Origin of the sequence: Pseudoalteromonas luteoviolacea CPMOR-1 (assembly GCF_001625685.1) — a bacterium.
GTDB lineage: Bacteria > Pseudomonadota > Gammaproteobacteria > Enterobacterales > Alteromonadaceae > Pseudoalteromonas > Pseudoalteromonas luteoviolacea_K.
The window spans coordinates 25368-49905 of the sequence record NZ_AUYC01000028.1 but is presented as its reverse complement, the minus strand read 5'-3'; the positions used below and the strand labels follow the sequence as shown (position 1 = coordinate 49905).

The 24538-nt window shown below is 44.7% G+C and carries 25 protein-coding genes; 7 read left to right on the top strand and 18 right to left on the bottom strand.

What is annotated here, in order from left to right; genetic code table 11:
- Positions 1-92 precede the first annotated feature (92 nt).
- Positions 93-518 carry a YqaA family protein gene (locus N473_RS11370; protein ID WP_063368011.1) on the top strand — a complete coding sequence of 142 codons (426 nt, stop codon included), beginning with the start codon at positions 93-95 and terminating at the stop codon, positions 516-518.
- 44 nt (positions 519-562) lie between these two features.
- On the opposite strand, the gene folX is transcribed toward N473_RS11370, so the two are convergent.
- The 6 genes from folX to N473_RS11340 form a co-directional block, all read right to left on the bottom strand.
- The gene (folX, locus tag N473_RS11365; RefSeq protein ID WP_039611292.1) at positions 563-937 is read right to left on the bottom strand and encodes a dihydroneopterin triphosphate 2'-epimerase; all 375 of its coding nucleotides are present in this window, start codon (positions 935-937) and stop codon (positions 563-565) included.
- 19 nt (positions 938-956) lie between these two features.
- On the bottom strand, positions 957-1514 hold the full coding sequence (folE, locus tag N473_RS11360; RefSeq protein WP_039611293.1) for a GTP cyclohydrolase I FolE: 558 nt from the start codon (positions 1512-1514) through the stop codon (positions 957-959).
- 56 nt (positions 1515-1570) lie between these two features.
- Positions 1571-2278 (bottom strand): dihydromonapterin reductase, encoded by a 708-nt coding sequence (gene folM, locus N473_RS11355; protein ID WP_039611236.1) that lies wholly within the window; start codon positions 2276-2278, stop codon positions 1571-1573.
- Between the two features lie 250 nt (positions 2279-2528).
- A complete protein-coding gene (gene nadE, locus N473_RS11350) occupies positions 2529-3362 on the bottom strand; it encodes an ammonia-dependent NAD(+) synthetase (protein WP_063368010.1) in 834 nt (277 codons plus the stop codon).
- 89 nt (positions 3363-3451) lie between these two features.
- Positions 3452-4069: a YceH family protein gene (locus N473_RS11345; RefSeq protein ID WP_063368009.1), complete on the bottom strand. Its 618-nt coding sequence runs from the start codon at positions 4067-4069 to the stop codon at positions 3452-3454.
- A 97-nt stretch (positions 4070-4166) separates the two neighbouring features.
- Entirely contained in the window at positions 4167-7496 is a 3330-nt protein-coding gene (locus N473_RS11340) for an ATP-binding protein (RefSeq protein ID WP_063368008.1), read from the bottom strand.
- Positions 7497-7720: 224 nt separating this feature from the next.
- Here N473_RS11340 and N473_RS11335 point away from each other — a divergent pair, with 224 nt between their 5' ends.
- Positions 7721-10021 (top strand): penicillin acylase family protein, encoded by a 2301-nt coding sequence (locus N473_RS11335; protein WP_063368007.1) that lies wholly within the window; start codon positions 7721-7723, stop codon positions 10019-10021.
- Positions 10022-10032: 11 nt separating this feature from the next.
- On the opposite strand, the gene N473_RS11330 is transcribed toward N473_RS11335, so the two are convergent.
- Both N473_RS11330 and N473_RS11325 read right to left on the bottom strand, forming a co-directional pair.
- Positions 10033-11100, bottom strand: coding sequence for a GGDEF domain-containing protein (locus tag N473_RS11330; RefSeq protein ID WP_063368006.1), 1068 nt, complete (start codon positions 11098-11100; stop codon positions 10033-10035).
- 122 nt (positions 11101-11222) lie between these two features.
- The gene (locus tag N473_RS11325) at positions 11223-12104 is read right to left on the bottom strand and encodes a DMT family transporter (protein ID WP_063368005.1); all 882 of its coding nucleotides are present in this window, start codon (positions 12102-12104) and stop codon (positions 11223-11225) included.
- A 287-nt stretch (positions 12105-12391) separates the two neighbouring features.
- On the opposite strand from N473_RS11325, the gene N473_RS11320 reads away from it, so the two are divergent.
- On the top strand, positions 12392-12775 hold the full coding sequence (locus N473_RS11320) for an MAPEG family protein (protein ID WP_063368004.1): 384 nt from the start codon (positions 12392-12394) through the stop codon (positions 12773-12775).
- A 15-nt stretch (positions 12776-12790) separates the two neighbouring features.
- On the opposite strand, the gene N473_RS11315 is transcribed toward N473_RS11320, so the two are convergent.
- The gene (locus tag N473_RS11315) at positions 12791-13495 is read right to left on the bottom strand and encodes a pseudouridine synthase (RefSeq protein WP_063368003.1); all 705 of its coding nucleotides are present in this window, start codon (positions 13493-13495) and stop codon (positions 12791-12793) included.
- A gap of 115 nt (positions 13496-13610) precedes the next feature.
- Between N473_RS11315 and N473_RS11310 the strand changes: the two genes are divergently transcribed.
- Both N473_RS11310 and N473_RS11305 read left to right on the top strand, forming a co-directional pair.
- Positions 13611-13916 (top strand): DUF6482 family protein, encoded by a 306-nt coding sequence (locus N473_RS11310; protein ID WP_039611244.1) that lies wholly within the window; start codon positions 13611-13613, stop codon positions 13914-13916.
- Between the two features lie 245 nt (positions 13917-14161).
- Entirely contained in the window at positions 14162-14887 is a 726-nt protein-coding gene (locus N473_RS11305; protein ID WP_155735586.1) for a hypothetical protein, read from the top strand.
- A gap of 22 nt (positions 14888-14909) precedes the next feature.
- On the opposite strand, the gene N473_RS11300 is transcribed toward N473_RS11305, so the two are convergent.
- From N473_RS11300 to lptM, 9 genes are all read right to left on the bottom strand, one after another.
- Complete coding sequence (locus N473_RS11300; RefSeq protein WP_063368001.1) at positions 14910-16049, bottom strand: retropepsin-like aspartic protease; 1140 nt, start codon at positions 16047-16049, stop codon at positions 14910-14912.
- A gap of 23 nt (positions 16050-16072) precedes the next feature.
- A complete protein-coding gene (locus tag N473_RS11295) occupies positions 16073-16951 on the bottom strand; it encodes a dTDP-4-dehydrorhamnose reductase family protein (protein WP_063368000.1) in 879 nt (292 codons plus the stop codon).
- Between the two features lie 150 nt (positions 16952-17101).
- Entirely contained in the window at positions 17102-18625 is a 1524-nt protein-coding gene (locus N473_RS11290) for a peptide MFS transporter (RefSeq protein ID WP_063367999.1), read from the bottom strand.
- Positions 18626-18783: 158 nt separating this feature from the next.
- On the bottom strand, positions 18784-19488 hold the full coding sequence (locus N473_RS11285) for an HAD-IA family hydrolase (protein ID WP_081221101.1): 705 nt from the start codon (positions 19486-19488) through the stop codon (positions 18784-18786).
- A gap of 76 nt (positions 19489-19564) precedes the next feature.
- Positions 19565-20485 (bottom strand): tyrosine recombinase XerC, encoded by a 921-nt coding sequence (locus N473_RS11280; RefSeq protein ID WP_063367997.1) that lies wholly within the window; start codon positions 20483-20485, stop codon positions 19565-19567.
- Positions 20482-21108: a DUF484 family protein gene (locus tag N473_RS11275; RefSeq protein WP_063367996.1), complete on the bottom strand. Its 627-nt coding sequence runs from the start codon at positions 21106-21108 to the stop codon at positions 20482-20484. Before N473_RS11275 ends, N473_RS11280 begins: the two co-directional genes overlap by 4 nt.
- A complete protein-coding gene (gene dapF, locus N473_RS11270) occupies positions 21105-21935 on the bottom strand; it encodes a diaminopimelate epimerase (RefSeq protein WP_063367995.1) in 831 nt (276 codons plus the stop codon). The genes N473_RS11275 and dapF overlap by 4 nt, the downstream gene beginning before the upstream one ends.
- A gap of 46 nt (positions 21936-21981) precedes the next feature.
- Positions 21982-23238, bottom strand: coding sequence for a diaminopimelate decarboxylase (gene lysA / locus N473_RS11265; protein ID WP_063367994.1), 1257 nt, complete (start codon positions 23236-23238; stop codon positions 21982-21984).
- Entirely contained in the window at positions 23239-23418 is a 180-nt protein-coding gene (lptM, locus tag N473_RS11260; protein ID WP_063367993.1) for an LPS translocon maturation chaperone LptM, read from the bottom strand. It lies immediately after the preceding gene.
- A 132-nt stretch (positions 23419-23550) separates the two neighbouring features.
- Here lptM and cyaY point away from each other — a divergent pair, with 132 nt between their 5' ends.
- Together cyaY and N473_RS11250 are read left to right on the top strand one after the other, a co-directional pair.
- Positions 23551-23871: an iron donor protein CyaY gene (cyaY, locus tag N473_RS11255; protein WP_063360892.1), complete on the top strand. Its 321-nt coding sequence runs from the start codon at positions 23551-23553 to the stop codon at positions 23869-23871.
- The gene (locus N473_RS11250; protein WP_063367992.1) at positions 23871-24524 is read left to right on the top strand and encodes an alpha/beta hydrolase; all 654 of its coding nucleotides are present in this window, start codon (positions 23871-23873) and stop codon (positions 24522-24524) included. Before cyaY ends, N473_RS11250 begins: the two co-directional genes overlap by 1 nt.
- Positions 24525-24538 lie beyond the last annotated feature (14 nt).

Genomic DNA, 24538 nt, shown 5'->3' with positions numbered 1-24538 from the left:
TTTCCTTATGGTAGGCTGGCGTTATTTACGCGTATTTTTAATTACATAGCAAGCTTCGCGAGGCGTGTTTTCACTACAGTTGATGTTTATTTATGGCCTATCTCAGTCTTTTTCTCAGTGCGTTCATTGCTGCTACATTACTTCCTGCGTCGTCAGAATTGTTGCTCACGGGCATGGTTGCCAACCAGTCAGGACAGCTGGGGCTGTTGTGGCTCAGTGCGACTCTGGGCAATGTGCTTGGGAGTTGCGTAAATTACTATTTGGGGAGGCAAGTAGAGCGGTTTAGCCATCATCGCTGGTTTCCTGTATCACAAAACGCGATGGGAAAAGCGCGTGGTCACTTTCAAAAATATGGCAGTGCAAGTTTATTGTTTGCTTGGCTGCCTGTGGTAGGTGATCCACTGACATTAATTGCGGGTGTCTTTAGAGTGAAATTTGGTATTTTTTTATTATTGGTGAGTATCGGTAAAGGGCTGAGGTATGGGTTAGTGATAGCGTTAGCTCTGGGGCTATTTTAGGCCAATGAAATGCTCCAAAGCGGTGGCTTTGGAGCAGGGAAGTGTCAATCAATGTTGCGTTTTTTTTGCCACTCAAGCGTGAGTGACACTGAGTCTGCAAATCTGAGTGCATGAGGCTTATCAACACGCACGCGTGCGAAGGTCACATCAGGGTGTTGGTGACATTCGGCCAATATGTCGGCAACCAGCTTTTCAAGTAAAAGAAAATGTCCAGTCTCAACGAGCTTGATCACTGATTTGGTGATCGTTTTATAGTTCAGAGCATGGTCTACTTCGTCCAGCTGCACGCATTCCGTGTCAGCGGGATAATGTATCTCAATATTAATGACGACATCTTGTTTCTTTTCACGCTCTTCATCATTGAATCCAATAAAAGTGCGCAACCTGAGGTTTGTAATATTGATTATCGCATTATGCATCATGGCCTATCCTTGCTATTTAGCCGTGTTTGACAAGCTGTAAAAATTCATTGCGAGTTTTTGCATCTTCTCTAAAGTTACCTAGCATGACTGATGTGCGCATTTTGGAGTTTTGCTTTTCTACACCACGCATCATCATGCACATATGTTTAGCTTCGACGATAACCCCTACACCTCTTGCTCCAGTAACCTCTTCAACCGCTTTTGCGATTTGATGTGTTAGCTGTTCTTGGATCTGGAAACGACGTGCATACATGTCTACGATTCGAGCAAACTTAGATAAGCCTAACACTTTACCATTGGGAATGTAAGCAATGTGACAGCGGCCGACAAACGGTAATAGGTGGTGCTCACACATGGAATAGAGCTCTATATCTTGTATAAGTACCATATCGTCCGCATCTGATGAGAAGACCGCATTGTTGGTGATTTCATTCAAAGTTTGACGATAGCCTTGGGTTAAATACTCCATGGCTTTGGCTGCACGTTTAGGGGTGTCTAATAACCCCTCTCTGTCAGCGTCTTCGCCAACGGCTTTAATGATCTCTGTGTAACTGTTTTTTAAATCTTCATGCATAATGTGACTCACAATTTCATTATTTGAATTCGAGCTAAAAGGTGTCTTGCTCAAATTTACTTTAAGTGTCTACCACCATCTACGGCGAGTGTTCTACCTGTTATATAGTTGCTATTGAGCAATAGCTCAATGCTGGCAATGACTTCTTGGCAACCTGGCTCAATACCCATGAGAGATTTCTTTAAGGTTTTGACCTTATAATCATCATCGTCATGTTCATTGAAAATGATCAGTGATGGAGAGACCGAGTTGACTTTAATTTGAGGCGCATACTTGGCCGCAAATGAGCGACTTAAGTTATCTAAGGCGGCTTTGCTTGCCGCGTACGCGATGTGTTTTGGACTGCCTTTTTCAGCGACATAATCAGTGATATGGATAATGTCGCTGACCTCGGTCGATGCTTGTAGTAGCGGGGCAAGCGCCATATTCAGTAAGTAAGGTACTTTAGCGTGGATACGCATCATGTTGTCAAAAAGCGCGTTATGGTCAGGGTTAAGCTTTTCGCAATCCCAGCTCGAGGCATTGTGTATGACCGCACGCAGCGTGGAGGTGTGTTGTTTTACCTCGTCAACCAGCGACTCTATGGCATTGTGTTCATTGAAGTCCACTTGGATACATTTTACCCCGCTGGCTTCTAATTCGTCGACGGCCTTATGTCGGGTACGATACGTGACGATCAGTGGTGCATCTGCCTTAATGAGGTGCTGTGCAAGTGCCAGCCCGATACGCTGTGCTCCGCCTGTAATTAAGATTGGGGCTGCCATAAGAATTCCTTAAAGTCTGTGTGTCGTATGGTCATAAACTTCATGCTTACCCTGATAAGATGATGTAGTTAATGCTAAAAGCGACACGTTTCCCACTGCAATACGGGGTTAGTTACCTTTATGATCACTAACTTATCATGGCTTTTCACTGGCTGTATAGCATGTTGTTACAATAATGTTAAAATCTTTGTGTGGCTTAGGTAAGATAAAAAAGGGTGCTCAGTGCACCCAATCTTTAGCTGTATCTTTCTTATTCGTCGTAGACCGTTGGGATCGGCTGTCGCTTATGTTGAGTGCGCAGATAAATAGCTGTTAGTTTGTCTTCAACGTCTTTGGGCACATCTTTGCCTTCTAAAAAGTCGTCGATGTTGTCATAACTTAGCCCTAATGCGGCTTCATCTGTTAAACCAGGTCTGTCACACTCTAGGTCTGCGGTAGGCACTTTCTCAACCAACTGAGCGGGGGCACCTAACTGTGCAGCAAGGGCACGAACTTGGCGTTTGGAAAGGCCGAATAATGGGGCTAAATCACAGGCGCCATCACCGAATTTAGTGTAAAACCCCGTGATGTTTTCTGCACTGTGATCGGTGCCCACTACTAACCCAGCGGTCAACCCTGCGATTTCATATTGTGCGACCATACGCTGCCTTGCTTTGACATTGCCTTTGACAAAATCGACGTGATTTTGTGCAGGTAGCGAGAGGCGAGCATCATTCATCGCTTGAATCGCTTGTTCATGCATAGCGTCAGCAGCAGGCTTAATATTTACAGTTAGGCGCTGGGTCGGTTGAATGAAGTCCATGGCAAGTTGGGCTTCATCTTCATCCGCTTGAATACCATAAGGTAAACGCATTGCAATAAACTGGTAAGATTTATCTGGGTGAGCTTGGTTTAGTTCATCAACTGCCAGCTGACACAGCCTGCCACAAGTTGAAGAGTCAACGCCACCACTGATCCCTAGGACAAGACTTGTGCAGTGTGCAGATAGCAATCGCTGTTTTATGAATTGTACTCGACGGGTTATTTCTTCAGCCACATTGATATTAGGCTTAACTTTCATTTCGGCAATTATTGCGTCACGCATTGAATATCCTCGGACCTATTTATTATCTTCATAAATAGTGTAATTGATCCTCAAGTCTCTGGGCAATGATGTTTTCATTGCGGTATGCTTTAAAGCCCGAGATGTTGTTTGATGACTTTCAATTCTGCTTTCAGCTGATTGATTTCTTCAAGCAAAGAATTTAACTCATTGGGATGATTAATATCGGCTTGCGGCGTTGCTTGTGCAGTCGGTGCGTCACCGAACAAATGTTGGTAACGGCTTTCTCGCTTGCCTGGTTCACGTTCTAATTTTATGACGAGTTCTTGCTCTTGTAGCTTATTGAGTGCGGCTTCAACGTCGCTAACATTGCCAAACTCAGCGAGACGACCACTGCGAGTTCGTAACTCTCCAGGTGTTTGTGGTCCTCGTAACAGCAGTAAGCAAATGATGGCCCGTTGCTGCTCGTCTAGTTGTAGGCTACTAAACTCGGTATTGCAAAAACGGTGTGTATATTTAGTCACACGTCCAGATAATGCCTCATCAGACATCACTAAGCGCTGAGTCTTAAGCTGCTCCAACCCATCTAGCACATCAGCTTCTGTGAGCGACAGTACAGGCTCCCTATTGGACTTTTGGTTGCAAGCATTAGTGAGGGCATTCAAAGAAAGCGGGTATTGATCGGGGGTTGTGGTTTCTTTTTCTAGTAGACAACCAATTAAGCGCTGTTCGATTGTGGTGAGCTTCATAGTTTCCCTCTTCAGTAATATCGTAATATGAAACGAGGCCTTTCTCTATCGACATGTAAGCGTCTGTGAACATAGAGTTATAACCAATGCAATGACCTTACTCTATGCTATTTAAAGAAATTTTCCTAGTTGAGCGAGTCCATTCTTGTAGCGATTTTATTAACAGTTCAAAATTAATCGGTTTACTCAAATACGCATCCATCCCTGCCGCAAGGCATTTTTCTTCATCCCCCTCCATCGCATTGGCTGTCAGCGCAATGATAACCGTATTTTGATGCTGCTGACCGCTCTTACCTTGGCGGATGACTTTGGTTGCGGTGTAACCGTCCATTTCTGGCATTTGGCAGTCCATGAGAATGATATCGTAGGGCCTCTCGAGTTTTTGTAGTTGTTCAATGGCTAATCGCCCATTGGCAGCACAGTCGGCTTTGATACCGACTTTTGATAATAAACTGAGTGCCACGGTCTGATTAATTTTGTTATCTTCCACCAATAATACAGAGCAGTTGAGCTGAATGTCTTGCTTGTCAGTGTGTGAGGCTTGCTTTTTCTGCACCAAGGCCAAAGCATTAGCTGGCGTTAATGGGGCAAGAATAGTATTGCTTTCATGGCTTTTCGGTAGCGCAGCCAATTCATCTGGCGTGTGGCATAAAATCGCATAGTTGAGCTGATGCTTTTTTATAAAAGAGAATAAAGCCTGAGAGATCAGGTCTGAACTCTGCGTCAGCACCGTTGCTGTAACGATGAGCGCTGGGTGTGCATTGTTTTGCGATTCACAAAAATCCAGTGCGTCGGGTATCGTCAAGAAATGCTCAGTGGGCACACGCCACGCGTTGAGCATGTGCCTTGCACTGAGCTCTGTTTGCGGGTGTTGATCTATGATTAATAAATTGTCAGTACTACTTTCTAATGCCTTGATTGGCTGAGCGTCTTGTAATTCGATATAAAAAGTAAATGTACTACCGACCCCCAATTTGCTGTATGCATGCAGCGCGCCGCCGAGTAGCTCACACAGTTGCTTGGCAATGGTCAGGCCCAAGCCCGTACCGCCAAATTTTCGTGTAGTCGAGGGATCAGCCTGAGTAAATGAATCAAAGATTTTATCGAGTTGTGCTTTGCTTATCCCAATGCCCGTATCTTCAATACTGCACCACAAACGCGTATTTTTATTACTTTGCTCAGTGTAACAAGTCAGCGTGATCTTACCGTTTTCAGTAAACTTAATGGCATTACTGATTAAGTTATTTAAAATTTGCTTCAAGCGGTGTGGATCGGTCTTTGCGAGTTGATACTGCATATTTCGGCTATCTAAAAACAGCTCTGTATGTTGATCAATGGCTTTTGGCGCGAAGGCGGCAAAGCAATCGCTGATGATTTGGATGAGGTCACATTGGATAGTATCAATTGACATTTTCCCTGCTTCGATTTTCGAGAAATCGAGAATGTCATTGATGATAGTCAGTAGAGACTCCGCTGAGCTTTGAGCCAGAGTGAGGTGGCGTTGTTGACCTTCATTTAAATTAGAACTGCTTAAAATGTTCAGCATGCCTAAGATCCCGTTCATAGGTGTGCGGATCTCATGACTCATGCTCGCTAAAAATGAGGCTTTTACTTTTGCTGATTGTTCAGCGAGTTCTTTCTCCATAACCGCTTTATGCTGCGCCTGCTGCTGCTGTTGGCTGCTAAATAAACTGGCCAACATGGCGGCAATGGCCTTAAGAAAGCGTTTATCACTTTGTGTCCACTGTGGATAGGGAGTATTAAACTCTGCGGTTAGCGTTCCATACAAAGTGTCTTTGAAAAAAATGGGGACGAATACAATGGCATCTATTTCAAAAGGTGAAAGGTATTGCTCATTGATCGCACGTGTCACAGCATGGCTTTTAGCTGACCAAGCTTCAACACTATTTTTATTCAATAACGCGCTAAAAAGTGCTGATTGTGACGTTTTTCGCCAAGGGGGATAGTGTTGCAAGCTGTCTCGTTTGGTATTGCTAAAGCACACAGGGTATAAATGTGTTTGCTCTTCACTAAATAGCCAGATACTCGCTCGCGCAGCGTTAACACCATGGCAAATGGTATCGATACAAAGCTCTTGAGCACGGTCAAGGTGGTTGTTCAAAATGGCTTCATGTGTACTGAGCTGTGCTAGTAGCTCATTGTTTTTTGCTACTTTCTCGTGTTCTACCTCCATGGTTTTACGTTGGTGTATATTTTGAATAGAACCAAACACTTCTTGCGTTTTGCGACCCACCCGCTTTGTTTGCGCTTTGATAAGCACCCAGCAGGGAGGTTTATCTTTAGGCACTATTAAAAACTCACCTTGAAAGCTTTTCCCTTTTTTAATAGCCAGACCCATGGCATCTTGAAACTTTTTCCGCTGAGGGCCTTCTTTAAAAAACTCAGTACTGCCCATCCAAGAGGGGTGGTAGTGTGTGGGGACATTAAAAATTTGTTGAGTGACCGTGGACCAGGAGATGTGGTGGTCACTTAAATCAACAGACCAAGCACCGACTTCAGCCAGTGAGCCCATGCTGGTGAGGGAGTTAGCTTGATCTTCCAATTGCTTTAACAGCCGTGTGAAAAATACAAATGCAATCATAAAGATAATTACAATGGTGAGTAGCGCTAGGCGAAATGGCCACAACGCAGAGTCTTCTCCAGACCAGCCAAAGCGAGGCGCAGCATACAACACCCATGACCCCGATGGCACATTGATTTCAAACTTCAACGGATTGAGCTGCTGAATATCACTGGAACCATAAAAGTAGGCACCTTGTTCACCGCGAGCATGCTGCCCACGCATTGCAATTTGATAATTGTCTTCTAATTCACTTAGGTTGGCACTTTGATAAAGCTTTTGCATATCAATGACCACCGAAAGTAGTCCCCAAAACTGCTTTTGTGCATCATAAACTGGGACCCTGGCGATTAATGCATCGCCTCCCTGAACAAGTCGCAATGGACCGGCTAAAACGATTTCACCGGTACTTTGTGCTCTGAGTGCTTCGACGCGCTGGGTGGGATGGGTGCTGTAGTTTAAACCCAGCGCTTGCTCATTGCCTTCCAGTGGATAGATAAATTTTAATATCATATTTGGCGCTGCGCCCAAGTTACGCAGTACCTCGTCTGACTCGAATAGCGGCGAAGCAATATTGGCAAATTTTTGTTGCGTGAGATTGTCTGTATTGCCGAGGGCGATTGCGAGCCCTCTTACCAGCTGAATATTGGCAGCCAGCTGACCTTCTATACGGGTTCGGTAAAGGTTTACCTGTTCATAGGCCCGGTTTTTTTGTACTTCGATGAGGTGTTTATGATTAACTCGATCAACATACCAGCCAGTGGCAATGATCACAGCTAATAGGATGAGTACTCCAAACTTGGATAGTATTGCTTTCCTTGGCGGCACAACATTCTCTGTTTGCATGTCTTGTCTGTCGGTTCCATGAATATCTTAACTATAGTTGCCTTGCTAAAAAGTCGCCAAATCAAACTCGGGTAAATGAACTGCAAAAAAGCATGATAGTTATTATGTCTCAAAAGTGTCTTTGAACCTGACTCAATGACTTGCTATAACTGGTGGACATATTGGGGAAGGTTGCTAGCAAGACACGCTTGCTCACGTTTAGAAAGGAACACAAAGGAACATATATGTTGAAATGGTTTAAATTAGGCATATCAGTTGTTGTCATTGGGATATTAATAGTGACAGCGACTGTTTATGGAGTACTTTCACTCAGTTTACCGGCATTAGATGGACACGCCCTTAGCGATAGAATTACCGCACCGAGTAGGTTAAGTCGAGATAGTATGGGGCAGGCGATAATTCATGCCAAAAATCGGCAAGATGCAGCATACACGATGGGTTATGCCCATGGCCAAGATCGGTTTTTCCAGATGGATTTACTCCGCCGAAATGCAGCCGGAGAGCTCAGTGAGTTGTTTGGCTCAGCGGCATTGAAGCTGGATGAGGCTCATCGTTTTCACCAATTCAGACAGCGCAGTGAGCAGATCGTTGCCGCCATGGATGAAGCAGACAGAAACCTGCTGAGCGTCTATACCCAAGGTGTTAATGATGGTCGTCTGCAAGCCGGCATGTCGAGTTTTGAATACTTACTCCTCGGTGTGGATGCGCAGCCTTGGCAGCCCGCAGACTCTTTGCTGGTGATTTTTAGTATGTATTTGGACTTGCAGTCAGTGACTTATAAACGTGATAAAACGCTCATCCATATTGCTGAACATTTTGGTCAATCGATGGTCGATTTTATGCTTCAACCAAGCAGCTATCAAGCGGCGCTGGATGATAGTCAGTTGCCAGCGAAGTCAATCTTAGTCCCTGCGCTTGAGACTCCTAATTCTGTGGTAAAACATATCTCTCACATTGAAGATACGCCACTTTATGGCAGCAATAATTGGGCAGTAACGGGGCAATTGACGGCAACTGGCGCTGCGATGGTATCTGATGATATGCACTTGGGTCTGAATGTGCCTTCTATTTGGTACCGAGCACAATTAAATTACCAAACAACAGATAACCAGCCTGTGACGGTGACTGGCGTCAGCTTACCTGGCGTACCCGCGATTGTGGTAGGAAGTAATGATCACATTGCGTGGGGGTTTACAAACGGTTATTTAGACACTGCTGATTGGGTTGAACTTACCGCACAAGATACAGTGCAAACAGTCACAGAAAAAATTCATTTACCAGGCGGCCAAACACATGTCTTTGAACTGATGATGAGTGAGTTTGGGCCTGTACAGCAATTCAATGGCAAGCGCTATGCATTACAGTGGGTTGCGCACCAGCCCTACGCAGTGAATTTAAACTTACTCGAACTAGAGACCGCCAAGACGGTAGCACAGGCGCTGGATGTTGCTAACCATGTTGGGATTCCTGTACAGAACTTGATGGTTGTAGATGAGCAAGGTAATGCTGCTTGGCAGCCTATTGGTGCTGTGCCTGCGCGGGTCTTTCCCAGTGACTTAGCTGTGCCTTCTAATCGCGCGGAACCTACATTATGGCAAAAAAATGAGCTGGTACGACCGCAAGTGATTAATCCGAATAATGGTAAGTTATGGACGGCAAACTCTCGAGTGATGTCTGCGATGGCACATCGTCGCTTTGGCGATGGTGGGTATGCATTGGGTGCCCGCGCTGTACAAATTCGAGATCGACTACTTGCACAAAATCAATTCAGTGAATCTGATTTTAATCAGCTACAGCTTGATAATGAAGCACGCTTTTTATTGCCTTGGCATGCACTCTTGGTAGATACACTGACCAATTCTGCAAAGCCAAAAGACGAATACCAGCAAGCGCTTGAGTATTTGGCAAATTGGCGAGCGTGTGCATGCAGTGACTCCGTGGGTTATACCTTAGTGAAGTATTTTAGAATGCGTGTGATAGACACCGTATTTAGCCCAATCGAAAATCACTTAAAAGCAAAAGAGGAAACGCTCAGCCATCTTAAGCGTTATTTTGAACCCGCACTTTGGCAGCTTATCGAAACTCAGCCACACAATTGGTTGGCTGGGCATCAAGATTGGCAAGCGGTACTGGAGAGTGCTTTCTCTGAGGCTCAACACACCTTACAAAGTCGCTTTGGTGAGAATATGGCAAATTGGCGCTGGGGTAATGTGAACCAACTCCAAGTACAGCACCCATTCAGTCAGCAGATGCCATTTTTGAGTCGCTTTCTAGATATGCCCTCAGTGCCGGGGTTTGGAGATAGCTTTATGCCGGCAGTCCAAGGGAGAAGCTTTGGCGCATCGCAGCGATTTATTGCTCAGCCAGGGTACTTAAACAAGGCGGTAATGACTGTTGCTGGAGGACAAAGCGGTCACCCACTATCACCTTACTACCGCAGTGGGTTTGCGGCATACGCGGAAGGGGAATTAACGCCATTACTGCCAGGTGAAACACATCATGTAATAGAATTTTCAAATAAATAGGACTTAAAACGTCAGGTACTTTGCACTGTTTTTGAGGGGGCGCTAGTCGTTCGATTACGCCCTTGTGTTTTACTTATATACAAGGCATCGTCAGCCAGTTTTATGGCCATCCGAAAAGGCAGTGCGGGGTGCCATTGGGCGATACCAAAACTCATGGTCACTTGCAGCGCATCGGCATTGAAAGTATGCGTTTCAATTTCGCGGCGTAGGCTTTCAATTCGCGCTTGTGCGGTCTCCAAATCACAATTGACAAACACCAATAAAAACTCTTCGCCCCCCCACCGAACGGCAATATCAGAGTGCAGTGTGTGGTGTTTTATTTTCAGTGCCACTTCGATTAATACATCATCACCGATGTCATGGCCATATTTATCATTGATGCCCTTAAAATGGTCAATGTCCGCCATCACAATCGTGAGCTGCTGCGATGTATCGACGCAATTTTCTTGTGCGTTTTTGATGAGCTCCTTGGCATAGCGGCGATTAAACAGGCTCGTTAACGGATCTTTGGCTGCGAGTTGTGCCAGTTGATAACGGTTAGAAAAGGTGACCTCACGAATATGACCAATGGTATATATGCTCGGTAGTGCACAGATCAAGACATTGATGAAGTGGATGTAGGGCGCGAGATGACTCAATACAAAGCTGTCTTGAACGCTGCCAAAAAGCTCAAATAAAGCGGCAAAGGTGAGGATGAGCAATAGCGCTAATGCTGACGCAATTTTTAACTTGAGTTGGTAGTCGAGTAAGATGAGACTCGCGATGGTCCATAGATAATATTGAAAGCCATAGCCCATGCCAAGCACTGCACATACGAATATGGAATGGAGCGTGACTTCAACACAAAACAGTCGCAGGGCAAGGTGGCTTTTGTGCTCATAAAGTAGCTTGATGCCCACTGCCCAAGCGATCACACTGCCAACATTGACCATCGCCAATATGGTAATGTCACAATACCAAAACAACACCAATAATAGGCAATGCAGCCCTAAGCAATAGTATGCCAGGTGTTTGAAGAGCCTATTTTTAACTTGTTCTACGGTGTCAGGTTGACTGAAATAATGTTGACGTGTTGCCACACCAACTCCAAGAATATGTGATGATTACTTCAGTATAGAAGATGGATCTCAAGCTGAACACTTGTCCCTAAGGGACAAGGTTCAAGCAGATCCCATATGGTAAAGTCGCGTGTGATAGTTGCTTAAAATACATCACCCCACATGACCATGACGGCGGCTATCGCGATTAAACTAAGTCCAAGCGTATCGCGTTTTTTAGGAGGAGATTTAAGCCAAAAAGCAGCGATCAGGAGTGTAAAGAAGACTTCAATTTGTCCCAGTGTTTTGACATAGGCGACATGTTGGAGGCTCATGGCACTGAACCAGCCAATTGAGCCGATACAGCTGGTGGTGCTGATCAACAGTACCAAGGGCAAATGCGACTTGAGTGTTCCCCAAGCTTGAGGTGTTTTGATACTGATATAAAGACTTAAAATGAGTGTTTGACAGCCCAGTACGTATAATAATACCCACCCCGCACTGTGCGGAAAGGGCAACCCTGAAGCAAGTGCGGCCTCTCTCACCCAAAGTGAGGTTAAGGCAAAACAGGTGCCGCATAGTAAGCCGATGGCGGCCGTTTTTAGATTAAACTGCTTCAAACTGAAACCGCTCAGTAGTAGAACTGCCACTGCACCGATTAAAACGCCCATCCAGCCAAAAGGCGTTAAGGTGGAACCGAAGAATAACATACCTAAGATCGCAGCCATTAACGCTTCACTTTTTGCTAAGCCCGCACCGGTTGTAAAGTTCTTTTGTTTGAACAGCACCACCATCAGGGCGGTTGCAGTGATTTGCATGAGGCTGGCTGCGAGTACATAAGCACCTAAAGTGAATGAGGGCTGTATAGCCGGTGCGGGCTCAAATGCATAGAGTAGATAGAGATAGAGTGCGGCGATAGGAGTGGCAAATAGGAACCTTGCCAAGGTGACCACACTGACGCTGGCATGATTGCTGAGTTGGCTTTGCAAGGCATTGCGCCACGCTTGACTGAATGCTGCTAAACACGTAAATAAAATCCACCCCATAGATCACCTTCATTGATTATTTGTTATTTAAATTACTATGTTAGCGCTTGTATCCATAATGAATTTTTGTGATGGCGAGTATTTCAAAGCGTGACTAGACACGAGTGCGACAATCTGTCGCAGTGTCGGCGGGGGGTAAGTTATCTATACTGTGATGGATGTTACTCATAAAGCCACAGCTATGTATTTGAGTGGCTTTATTTTCCTCAATTATGGCAATTTCTTTTGTTTTATATTTAGATAAAATGCGATTAAATAGCACTCAGCTTGAATTTCAAGGAGTGACTATGAATGTGATTATCGTGTGTGCATTAATTGCCGTGTTTCTACCGTATTTGGCCAAAGTCCCTATCATCATCGCTGCCAATAAAGTGGGTGGCTATGACAACAAACAGCCGCGCGCTCAGCAGAGTCAGTTGTCTGGGCTTGGTGCGCGTGCCGTTGCCGCCCATTATAATTGTTTTGAGTCTTTAATTGTTTTTGGTATCGCGGTGGCGATTGTGCTTTCAACAGGAACAATAAACATAACAATACTGGGGTTAGCCATCGCGCACATCATTGCACGATGTGTATATTGTGTTTGCTACTGGTGTGATTTGGATTTATTGCGTTCTATCAGTTGGACTGTGGGCGTATTGTGTCCAATCGCAATGATTGTGATGTGCCTGTAAAAATGGCGGTTTAAGTTACAAGGTTAATGTATTGATATCTATTTGGCAATAATCCCCCTCAGGTAAGGTATTAGGGTCTAGTATGATATTGGCAATGCGGGTGCGATATAAATCGACGACGCGGCGATCACAGTGTTTCGCCATTTTCCTGATCTGTCTATTTAACCCTTGTTTGAGGACGATAATAAAGGTGTTTGGGCCTATTTTTTTAACTGAACATGGTAATGTTAATTGCCCGTCTACGGGGACCCCCTGAGACATTGCAAGACAAAATGCCTCATCAATTTCTTTATCAACGGTGACTCGGTATTCTTTCTCTTGATGTTGGTCTGGATGGATCAATGCATGACATAGTTCACCGTCATTGGTAAGTAAGAGCAACCCGCGACTATCTTTATCTAACCGACCTATCGGATAAACCCGAGTTGTGCGTGGTAAGTAATGCACCAAGCTGGCAGGATCATCCGTATTCAGTTTACAGTCAATACCAACGGGTTTGTGATAGACATATAAGTGTTTAGGTGCAAGTCCCGATATCTTTTTGCCTTCGACCCATATGTCATCGTGTTCAGTCACATGGTCAATATGATTTGCAGGTCGCCTGTTTACCTGCACCAGTCCTTGCTCAATGAGCCTTGAAGCTTGTCGCCTTGAGCAAATACCACAGTGGCTGAGGTATTTTGCCAAACGCATAGGTGGGTGAGATATCGGTTTGCTCATCAGTAACATCAAGTTATAAAAATAAGGTTAGCATGATAGCAAAAATAGTATCCGTTGTGCGCAATAAACTTTACACCGTCGTGACTCGTATAACAGCATTTTTGGAGGTGAAAAAATGAAAATTACGTTAGCTGCGCTGGGCGACAAAGCGACCATAGATAAGTTTGTCGTGAATTCCCTCGATCAGGCATTGTACCAACTGACAGTTTGCCTTGGAGACACTGAGTATGTGGTGGTTGATGAGCGAGGTGAGACCCTCAGAGCACATAACCCGCTGGCGTTGCAAAAGCGAGTTCAGCACTTACCTTACCAAAAAATGACACTACGTCAGCAAAGCGCATATGACGAAATGATAGGGCAGCCACTACGTGAGGGCAGCAATCAACTTGAAGTGCCATTTGGCGATAACAAGCTATATTAGATCAAATGTTGACACTATGTATGCTTTTTTACTCATTGTGACTTAAGTACTATTTAATTAATTAAAATTTTAAAATTGTACATCTCGATTTAAAGCCATGACAAATATGGATTTTGTAATATTTTGAGAGGTGTCACCCTTGTATAAAAAACTTCATTACCAAATTTTTTTCACACTTTATTAAAACAATCATATATATTGGAGTTACACTTAATACAACTTGGGTTAACTTGGTGTTACTTGTTGTGGAGATCAATCAATTACAAAGGCATTTGAGCCATTGTGGTGATCTCGTCCGAGTAGGTGGACCACACGAACGTGGTCATTTGATCCCCGCTCGTGCGATTTCAAAAACTAAGACATTATTATCTTTGGGCGTGAATGATAACTGGCGCTTCGATAAAGCATTTCAGGAGTTAAACCCTGAGTGTCAGGTTGTTGCGGTAGATCATAACCTCAGTTTATCGTCAGTACTGAGTGAAGCACTGAGCAGTAGCATTAAGCTGTTACGTAGTGCTTTGCTGGGTAAAATAAAACAAAGTAAACGTCATGCACAAACGCTGCTTAATCAGGTTTTACTGTACCTCTTTTACAATAGCAGCAACCGTTTGCTGCGCCGTCGTGTAAGTAACCAAACCAATGAAGTCGATATTAGTTTAGAAACCTTAATTGCAGTTTATGGCACGATTGATGAAAACGCGACGATGTTGAATGTCACTATGTCTTGCCAGCAATGCGACTTGCTAGAAGACATCATTTCATTGGAGAGTATGCTGAGTGTCGTTACTATTGAACTGGCACCTTTACCAACCAACATGAATGAGGTTGAGGGTTTGATAAACCAGCTGTCTAAATGCTTTGATATTGTTAATGTATCTAGTGATGGCGTTGATGTTGATCAAGTGTCTTCTGTGGGCTGTTTGGAAGCGCCCCTAGAACTGACTTTTATGAATAAAAGGCTCTCGCGCTGATCAATACATGCTTGGCGAAGTCCTACCTAGGTTTTAATATTAGCTCAGCCTTCTGCTGATCGATTTCAAAATCGAAATGCCGTAAAAAATTCATACCCAGTAAGCCAGGCCCATAATGAGCTTGCTCCATCACACCAAATTCAAAAGGGGTCCTTTGCTTTGTGCCAATTTGAATTCCTGTACTTTGGTAAAATGGCACTTCTGTAATGCCATTGGCGGTACTGACGCGTCGAGAGTTTATATAGCTTACATCATAAGCCAGCTGCTCAAATTGCGCAGCTGTGAGTGCCGTTACGCTGGCACCAGTATCTATCATTAGCGCCATGTCCTGACCTGCGATTTTTGCTTTTAAAACATAATGCTCTCCTTGACGAACAAGGGGAATTCTCTCTACCTGTTGGGCGGTGTTATCCAGGGCTTTTTTGAGTGGTGCAATGGCTTGATGCTGGCGCTGCTGATCACTAAGTTGTGATAGCAATAATTCTGCTTCTAAGGCATTGTTAAGCGCTAAGTGTGCTTCGACCATAGCTGCGATAATAGGGATGCTATTTGGCTGCTCACTAAGCCATATCTGCCCTTGAGCAATGGTTTCATGCCAGTTGCTTTGTGTTTTTAGGTGCGCTAACTGCTGTGTAATTAAGTTGGTGATGATGTCTTGTAACTGAGTGTACTCGGGGTAAAGGTGTAGCAATTTGATATAGCGATCAATGGCTTCATTGTATTCACCTTGTGCAAAATAGACATCGGCTTCTAATTGTAGGGCTGTAAAGTCGGTTGGTGAAATAGATAAAACACGCTGCACGAATAACAAGGTGTCAGTTAATTGTTGGGTATTTTGATGTGCTAACTTACCTCTGAGTTGCTCTAGCCAACTGTATACCTGTTCAAGGTGTTGGAGTGGATAGTCGGTATCGATCCACTCATTAACTGCCCTTAAAATATTGCCTTGATTGAAGTCGCGTATGGCGTCAGCGAGCGGTTTGTGTGACTGTCTGGTATCTGCATGCAACTCAGCCTCTGTTGCTGGTATCGACGTGTTTGCAGTTTGCGGTACCGGCTGGGTATTAAAAAGGCGCTGTAAAATTGAATTAGGACGCTGCCACTCGAAATAGACATTCAGAGTTAAAGAGCACATCAGTAATAGCCAAGTTAAGTACCGCATCGCTGTGTGCTCCTATAATAATATTACAAAGTGTGCTTGCTCAGCACATTGGCAATGGCTGTGGCAAAGTCTCTATGATGTGCAATGCCCATGGCATTGAGACGGGTATCTTTAAGCGCGCAGTTGTAGGGTCTTGCGGCTGTCTGTGATGGCTCTGGTAAAGCAACTAGGCCTTGAGTATCTAGGTTGAGTGCTTTAGCGATAAATACTGCCATCTCATATTTCGTCATTGACTGGTTGTCTGAGATATGAAACGTGCCCGCTTGCTTTTCCGGTGGTTGGACAAACAAATCCTTCAGGGTGAGTGCAATATCTTCTACATGAGTGGGGTAGCGTATGGCCCAGTGGTCGTGTTCGCTGTGTGGATTATTTAACACATGTTCAGCAATGACGGTCACCGCAGACTCAGCTAGATATTCCACATCGCCATATAATACCGGAACTCGTACGACGGTGTGCTGTGGGCTTACCGCTAAAACGGCTTGCTCTGCTTGTACTTTACTTTCTCCATAAAAATTGACTGGCGAGGTTGCTGCATTTTCGATATAAGGTGCAGATTTGCCATTGAATACATAATCAGTACTCACCAATACAAATTGGATATCCCTGTCTTTACACAGTTGAGCGAGAAACTCAGCTGCTTGGACATTTAAAGCAATGGTTGCTTGGTGATCATTTTCACAGATATCTGGTTTGCGCTCAGCGGCTGCGTGAACCAATATGTTGGGTCGATGAGTATCTAAAAATGCGGTGATAGCCGCCTGGTCATGCAAATCTAATTGCTCAATGGGGGGAGCCGCTCGACTGAACCCTGTGCCAATGACGGTATTTGATTGGGATAATATTTTTACTAAAGCGCGTCCGAGTAGCCCCGTAGCACCTGTAACGACAATTTTACTCATTGTTTTCTCATCTTTTTTATCACATAGGTATCTTAACGCTAGGATTGCATGTAAAGAAGCGAAAATGCGGTGAAATAAATGAGAAAAATAGATACGTAGCTAGAGAGGGATACGACACCTTACCTAAGGTGCCGTATCTGGCTGGAGAAATTAAGCCGATTTTTGCTGTGTTTGGCCTTCCCAAATTTTCGCTCTGAAACTGAATAGTAAAATCAGGATACCGACACCAATACCAAATAAACTGATCTGTAGGTAAAGATTTGGGATTTGATCGACTTGCTCTGGGTCAAAGTTACCTGCTAACAACCCAGAAATGATATTACCGATAGAGTAAGTCAGTACAAATATCCCCATCATTTGTCCGGCAAAACGCTTTGGTGACAACTTACTCACTGCACTCAGTGCCACTGGGCTTAGGCATAGCTCGCCAACGGTATGTAAGAAATAAGTTGTAATAAGCCACATTGGTGCAACTTTTAAGCCTTGTGCTGCGTACTGAGAGGCAAAGAACATCACAATAAAGCCAGTTGCCATGATGATGAGGCCAACCGCGCATTTAAGGCTGTATGAGGGGGTGATCATGCGTTTGGCAAGGTTTATCCAAAGTGCGGCAAAGAAGGGTGATAAAATAATGATGAAGAATGAGTTTGAAGATTGGAACCATGCTGTCGGGACGGTAAAGCCAGCGATCACTCGGTCAGTATAATCTTGCGCGAATAGGTTTAAAGAGGAGCCCGCCTGTTCGAAACCTGACCAAAAGCACGCCGATGCCACACAGACTAAAAACAGTGCCCACAGCTTTTTCTTTTCACCTTCATCAAGGTCACCTGCAAAATAGATGTAGCCATAATAACCAAGGAAAATTACGGTAAAGGCAACCGCCACATATTGTGCAAGCGTGACCGGTTCAATCACGATTATGCCTGCATAAGTTAGTGCGACAATCGCAGCGGTCGCAGCAAGAACAGCACCGATTGCAAGCCATGCATTTTTACTGCCAGCGGGTGTCAATGGGTGACTTGGTTTGTCACCGACCCCTTCAATGTTGCCAAGCGTCATGCGGTACTGAACAAGACCGATTGCCATCCCCACGGCTGCCGCGCCAAAGGCCCAGTGCCAACCGACATTTTCCATAAAGTAACCACACACCATGTAACCAATTACCGAGCCGATATTAATCCCCATGTAGTAAATGGCGTAGCCACTGTCGCGGCGCACATCTTCACTGCTGTATAGCTGGCCGACCATGGCACTGATATTGGGTTTTAATAGCCCAGTCCCCATCGCTACTAAAATCAAGCCGATGAAAAAGGTACTTTGTGCGGGAATTGCTAGGACAATATGCCCGAGCATAATGATGATACCACCGTACCAGACGGTGCGTTGACCACCAAGCAGGCGGTCAGCTATCCATCCGCCGGGTAGGCCGAGGAAATACACTGCGCCTGTGTACAAACCATAAATCGCGGTTGCGGTGGCAACGGTGAAGGCTAGGCCTTCTTCTTGTAGGCTTGCGGTCATAAATAAAACCAGCAAAGCGCGCATGCCGTAGTAGCTCATACGCTCCCACATTTCAGTGAAAAATAGGGTTGAAAGGCCTTGTGGATGACCGAAAAAACCCGTGTCTAGCTTGTTGTCTGGTGACTCGGCAGAAGCTGCTTCGTGAGATGACATAATGACTTCCGATTCTATGTTTTTATAGTTGAAAGCCAATATTAGTACGTTATCTGTACTGTGAATGCAACTTTAGCAGACTAATGGCGAATTGACAGCGCTCAGTATTATTGCCGTTTACGTCAAATATTGCTTGGCTGAACGCGTCATTTTTGAGGTTAATAAAGTGCCTTAAGCTGGTGGATATCAGAGATTTCGATGTCTGCGAGTCCTTGATATTGGTAGGTTACCCCTTGGTTATTTAGCCATACGCTATGGCATCCGGCATGATTCGCACCTTGAACATCTGTATCTAAGCTGTCTCCGATGTGCAAGATCTGGTTTGGGTGTATTTTCAAATCTCGACAGGCGCGTTTAAATAGTGCATCACTGGGCTTTGCTTCACCATCTGGGCCCGCTAAGTACACGCGTGAAAATACACCGGCCAAGTTAAATTTGTCGACTTCAACATTCCCATTGGTGATGGCAATTAACGTGTATTTTTTCGCTAAATTATCCAAAAGAGTCAACACTGAATCTGCAACTGTGATTTGGCTGCGGGCATCGGCAAATGCTTGGTAGGCAAGGTGTGTATGTCGTGTAATTTCTTCTTTTGTTAAACCTAGCTGTGACAAGCCATATTCTAGCGCGACTTTTCTCCACTGAGTGACATCACTTTGTAAGTAGGGCTGTATTTGACTTACATGGCGTCTACAGGCTAGCCAATAGTCGCCATCTTGAGCCGCCCATTGTGGGATAGACTGCAAATAGGTTTGCATGGCATTGATGGCATTAAGAATAATGGGGTGGTTATTATAGAGTGTGTCGTCTAAGTCAAAACTTAAAACTTGAATGGGTGAAATTGATCGATTAAATCGCATAATACACAGTGAAATAGGGCAACAATTTTTCTATTGTATGCGAAAAACATGAGTTGAGTGAAGTCTATAAGATACAGTGTTAAGACTTCTTTTGCTTAGCTCTTGGGTGCGCCTGGTCGTATACTTTGGCAAGGTGCTGAAAGTCTACATGAGTGTATACTTGAGTTGCAGATAAGCTACTGTGGCCAAGCATTTCTTGGATACCACGCAAATCACCACTGGATTCCAATAAGTGACTGGCAAAGGAGTGGCGCAGTTTGTGAGGGTGTACATTAGCACTGATCCCTTGTTTTACACCCCATTCTTTCATTCTTGCTCTGACATGACGGACAGAAATACGCGATCTACGGCTGCTAACAAACATCGCAAGCTCTTCTTGGTGCGCATACATTGGGCGCAGTTTTAACCATGCAGCAATGGCCTCACGGGCTTTACTCCCCACCGGCACGACACGCTCTTTGTTGCCTTTACCTACTACCCGAATTTCGCCATCGCGAATATCGTGTAAATTGGTGTTAACCAGTTCACTGATCCGTAATCCACTTGAATACATCAGTTCCATCATCGCTTTATCACGTACAGCCAACGCATCTTCATCGTCAATATCGAGTAATTGCATCATCTGGTCAACGTCAAGATTTTTTGGTAGGGGCTTTTGGAACTTGGGACCTTTTTGGATTGCAGCTGGGTCATGTAAACCATGGGAATCTTGATGCTTGGTTTTTAAAAACTTATACAGGCTGCGAATGCAGCTGAGTTTGAGATTAATACTCCTTGGGTTGTATTGTTGCGAACGCAGTTGCATTGAAAAACGTCGGATCAGTTCACTGCTGACTGAGGACCAATTTTGACAATGTGGCGCAAAAAACTCTGCAGCTAGGCGCAACTGGGTTTGATATTGCTTTAAAGTGTGAGCGGAATACTGCTTTTCGTAGCGCAAGTAGGCCATAAACTCATTAATTGGGTTTTGCCACTGTGCGCTGAGCGATGTCTCGCTCATGCTAATTCCTTCAATCTTATTTGTAGTGAAGAGACCAATTCATTGACGAATAGGTTGCCATTATCAGGTGAAAAGTGATCGGCACATTCACTGGCAAAAGCTAAAATTGCAGTGGGTTTATCGCTCGGGCCAAGTAAGTACAAGGCAACTGAATTGCAGGCAAACCCACTGAATAGGAGTGTTTGCTCTTGTAAGTCCAATCGCCCTAAGTAGCGAGACAATTTATTGAATCGTCTGTTCACCAGCTCTTCGAGCGTATTGTCGTAAGGGATCAGCTGGCAGACAGATATTTTTGGGGACTGAGACAATGTATCTGCGAGAATGTCGGCGAGTTCTTGAAAGTTATTGCAATACCACAATGCGCGTTGACAATCGCTGAACAATTTAAAGATCAGTTCATTTTCCCTGGCCGAGTCCACCATTGCGGCAATTTGCTTTTTGAGTTTGGCATTTTCTTCACGCAATACTCGCTGCTGCATTAACGCAAGATTAGGTGCACCTTGATGCTGTACATGTAGATTCATATCCAGCAGCAAGTAAGGGTGTTCCAGCAAAAAGCCCGGATTCTGTTGTAGAAACCCCATGACTTCTTGGGCTGTTAAAGGATGCGACTTATTACTCATATGGCGATCTGTCCATCAAAAACATGTTCAGCGGGGCCTGTCATTTTGACTGGTTTATTTCCGCCGTTCCAGCGTATTTGCAATGCCCCCCCTGGCAAATCAACACGTACCGTATCGGCGAGTTTACCTTGGGCAATACCGACGGCAACGGCACCACAGGCACCACTGCCACACGCTAAAGTTTCGTTTGCACCACGCTCCCACACTCTCAACTTTACATGCTCACGGTTGATGATCTGCATAAAACCCACATTGGTGCGTTTTGGAAAGCGTTCATGGTGTTCAATAAGCGGACCTAGGGTCTCGACGTCGGCGGTGTTTATATCATCAACCTCGATAATACAGTGTGGATTACCCATGGAGACTGCGCCACAAAAAATGGTGTGCTCTTGTGCCCTAAGTACATAGGTGAGTTCACTCTGCTGGGCTTTGAATGGAATATCTTGAGGCGCAAACTGGGGGGTGCCCATATTGACCGTAACTTGGCCGTCTTTTTCTGTATAAAGCGTAATATCACCGCCTTTGGTGGAAACGTTGACTTTGTGCTTGTTGGTTAGCCCTTTCATTCTGATAAAGCGAGCAAAACAGCGTGCACCGTTGCCACATTGCTCCACTTCGGTGCCATCGGCATTAAAAATACGGTAGTGAAAATCAAGATCGGGAGAGTAAGGAGGCTCTACGAGTAATAATTGATCGAACCCAATCCCAAAATGTCTATCTGCGAGCTTTTTAATTTGATCGCGTGACAAAAAAACGTTTTGTGTGACGTTATCAATCACCACAAAGTCGTTTCCTAAGCCATGCATTTTTGAAAAATTTACAAACATATTATTTTACTATTTAGCCGCTCAATGCGATGCACTATCGCTTTTATTATTCTGAAAGTAAGGTTTCGCCCTGCCATAGCGATTCAAGTGATTCTCTGGCTCGTATCACGTGGGCGCGATCACCATCAACCATGATCTCAGCGACCCTAGGGCGCGAGTTATAGTTAGAGCTCATGGTAAAACCATAAGCACCTGCGCTGCGTTGAGCAAGTAAATCACCGGGTAAAATGGCCAAGGTTCGGTCTTTACCGATAAAGTCGCCTGTTTCACAGACTGGCCCGACGACATCATAAGCATATTCTGGTGTGCCATCATTACGTGGGCTGACAGCAATGATCTCTTGCCATGCTTGATATAATGATGGTCGCAACATGTCATTCATACCTGCATCAACAATGGCAAAATGCTTATCCGCTGTTGGCTTTAAGTATTCTACTTTGGTGACGAGCAGGCCTGCATTGGCTGCAATAGCACGGCCAGGTTCAAAAATTAATTCCAATTCACTATGCGACTCAAGTCGCGCGATTACCTGAGCTGCGTATGCACTTGGGTGAGGTGGTTTTTCACCATCGTAAGGAACACCAAGTCCACCGCCAATATCGAGGTGGTGTAAGGTGATCCCAGCTGATTTTAAGGTGTCGACCAAGTCTAATACTTTGTCCAAGGCAGCTAAAAAAGGTTCAACTTCAGTGAGTTGCGAACCGATATGAAAATCCACCCCAACCACTTGAATACCCGGCAGGGCACAAGCCAACTGATAAACGTCAAATGCCTGCTTGATATCGATACCAAACTTATTTTCTTTCAACCCCGTTGAAATATAGGGGTGTGTTTTTGCATCAATATCTGGGTTTACACGAATAGATACTGGCGCTTGTACATTCATTTGCGTGGCAATATCAGAAATACGCTCTAGCTCAGCCTTAGATTCGACATTAAAGCACTTTATATTTTGCTCAAGCGCGTAAATGATTTCTTGTTGTGTTTTCGCTACCCCAGAAAATACCACTTTTTTAGCATCACCACCGGCTTTTAATACGCGTGCCAATTCACCCTGAGAGACGATATCAAAGCCTGCGCCCATTTTTGCCAAGACATTGAGTACAGCAAGGTTGCTATTCGCTTTAACTGCGTAGCAAACCAAGTGTTTATGACTGGCTGCAGCGTCAGTAAATGCGCGATAGTGCCGCTCTAGCGTTTTACGAGAGTATACATAGCAAGGTGTACCATATTGAGCCGCGATATCTTTGATAGCCACTTGTTCTGCGTACAATTCATTATTTTGATACTGGAAAAAGTCCATTTACTTATCCTTTTCGTCAGTTTTTTTCGTTTCTTGCGATGATTGTTGCGTGGTGGAGGCGCGATTTTTATCTGCGTCTTCAGGTAAATACAGTGGACCGCGTTGCCCGCAAGCTGTTAACGTTAAGGTGCTAGTCAATGCTAGGGCAAGTAAGCTAAATTGAGTGTATGTCGCTTTCATTAGATTAATGATGTCAGTGCCTTTATAATCGCAGAGTAACAGAATTCGCGAAAAAAGCAGCTTTTGCGGTTGAAATTTATTCCCTGTATCGGGAAAGCTGGTTATCGCTTAGCCGTATTTAAGGAGTTAGTCATGACAGATAACGAGTATCATCAGTTAGCCGAAGCGTTAATGTTAACAATTGAAGAGCAGATCGACGATTGTGATGCTGATTTAGATTATGAATCTGCTTCCGGTATTTTAGAGATCATTTTTGCTGATAGTTCTAAGATTATTATCAATAAGCAAGCACCACTGCATCAAGTATGGGTAGCAACCAAATTTAATGGCCATCACTTTGAATTACGTGATGATAAATGGATAGATAACCGATCTGGCGCGGAGTTTTGGCAGTTTATGGCCGACGCGGCAACACGTCAGGCGGGTCAAAAAATAGAGTGGCAACACGACTGATGTTAGAATTTGTAGAATATGCTGCTAAAGCGCAGCACAAAGCAACGGTGATTTGGCTACATGGATTAGGCGACTCAGGTAACGGTTTTTTGCCAATTGCGCCAGAATTAGACTTGCCTGATTCACTAGGTGTGCGTTTTATTTTCCCTCATGCACCTGTACAGCCTGTGACAGTTAATGGCGGTATGGAAATGCGTGCTTGGTATGACATCAAAAGCATGGATCTTGAAAACCGTGCTGATGAAGCCGGTGTACGCGAGTCGGCGGCAGCCGTTTCTGCGCTAATTGAACAAGAAATGGCAGCAGGGATCCCGGCAGAAAAAATCATCCTAGCAGGCTTTTCACAAGGTGGTGTGATCAGCCTTCATTTGGCACCGCGTTTATCACATACATTGGCTGGCGTGATGGCATTGTCTACGTATATGTGCGCACCACAAAAGCTAAGTGCAGAAGCCACACAATCGGCATTAAATATTTTTATGGCGCACGGTAGTCACGACCCTGTTGTACCGATGCAAGCGGGGCGGACTGCATATGATGCGTTAGTTAAGCAAGGGTATGAGGTCAGCTGGCAAGATTACCCAATGGAGCACCAAGTGTGCATCGAAGAGCTTAAAGCGATCCGAGCGTGGTTAATCGCACGCTTGTCATAGTGAATAGGACATAC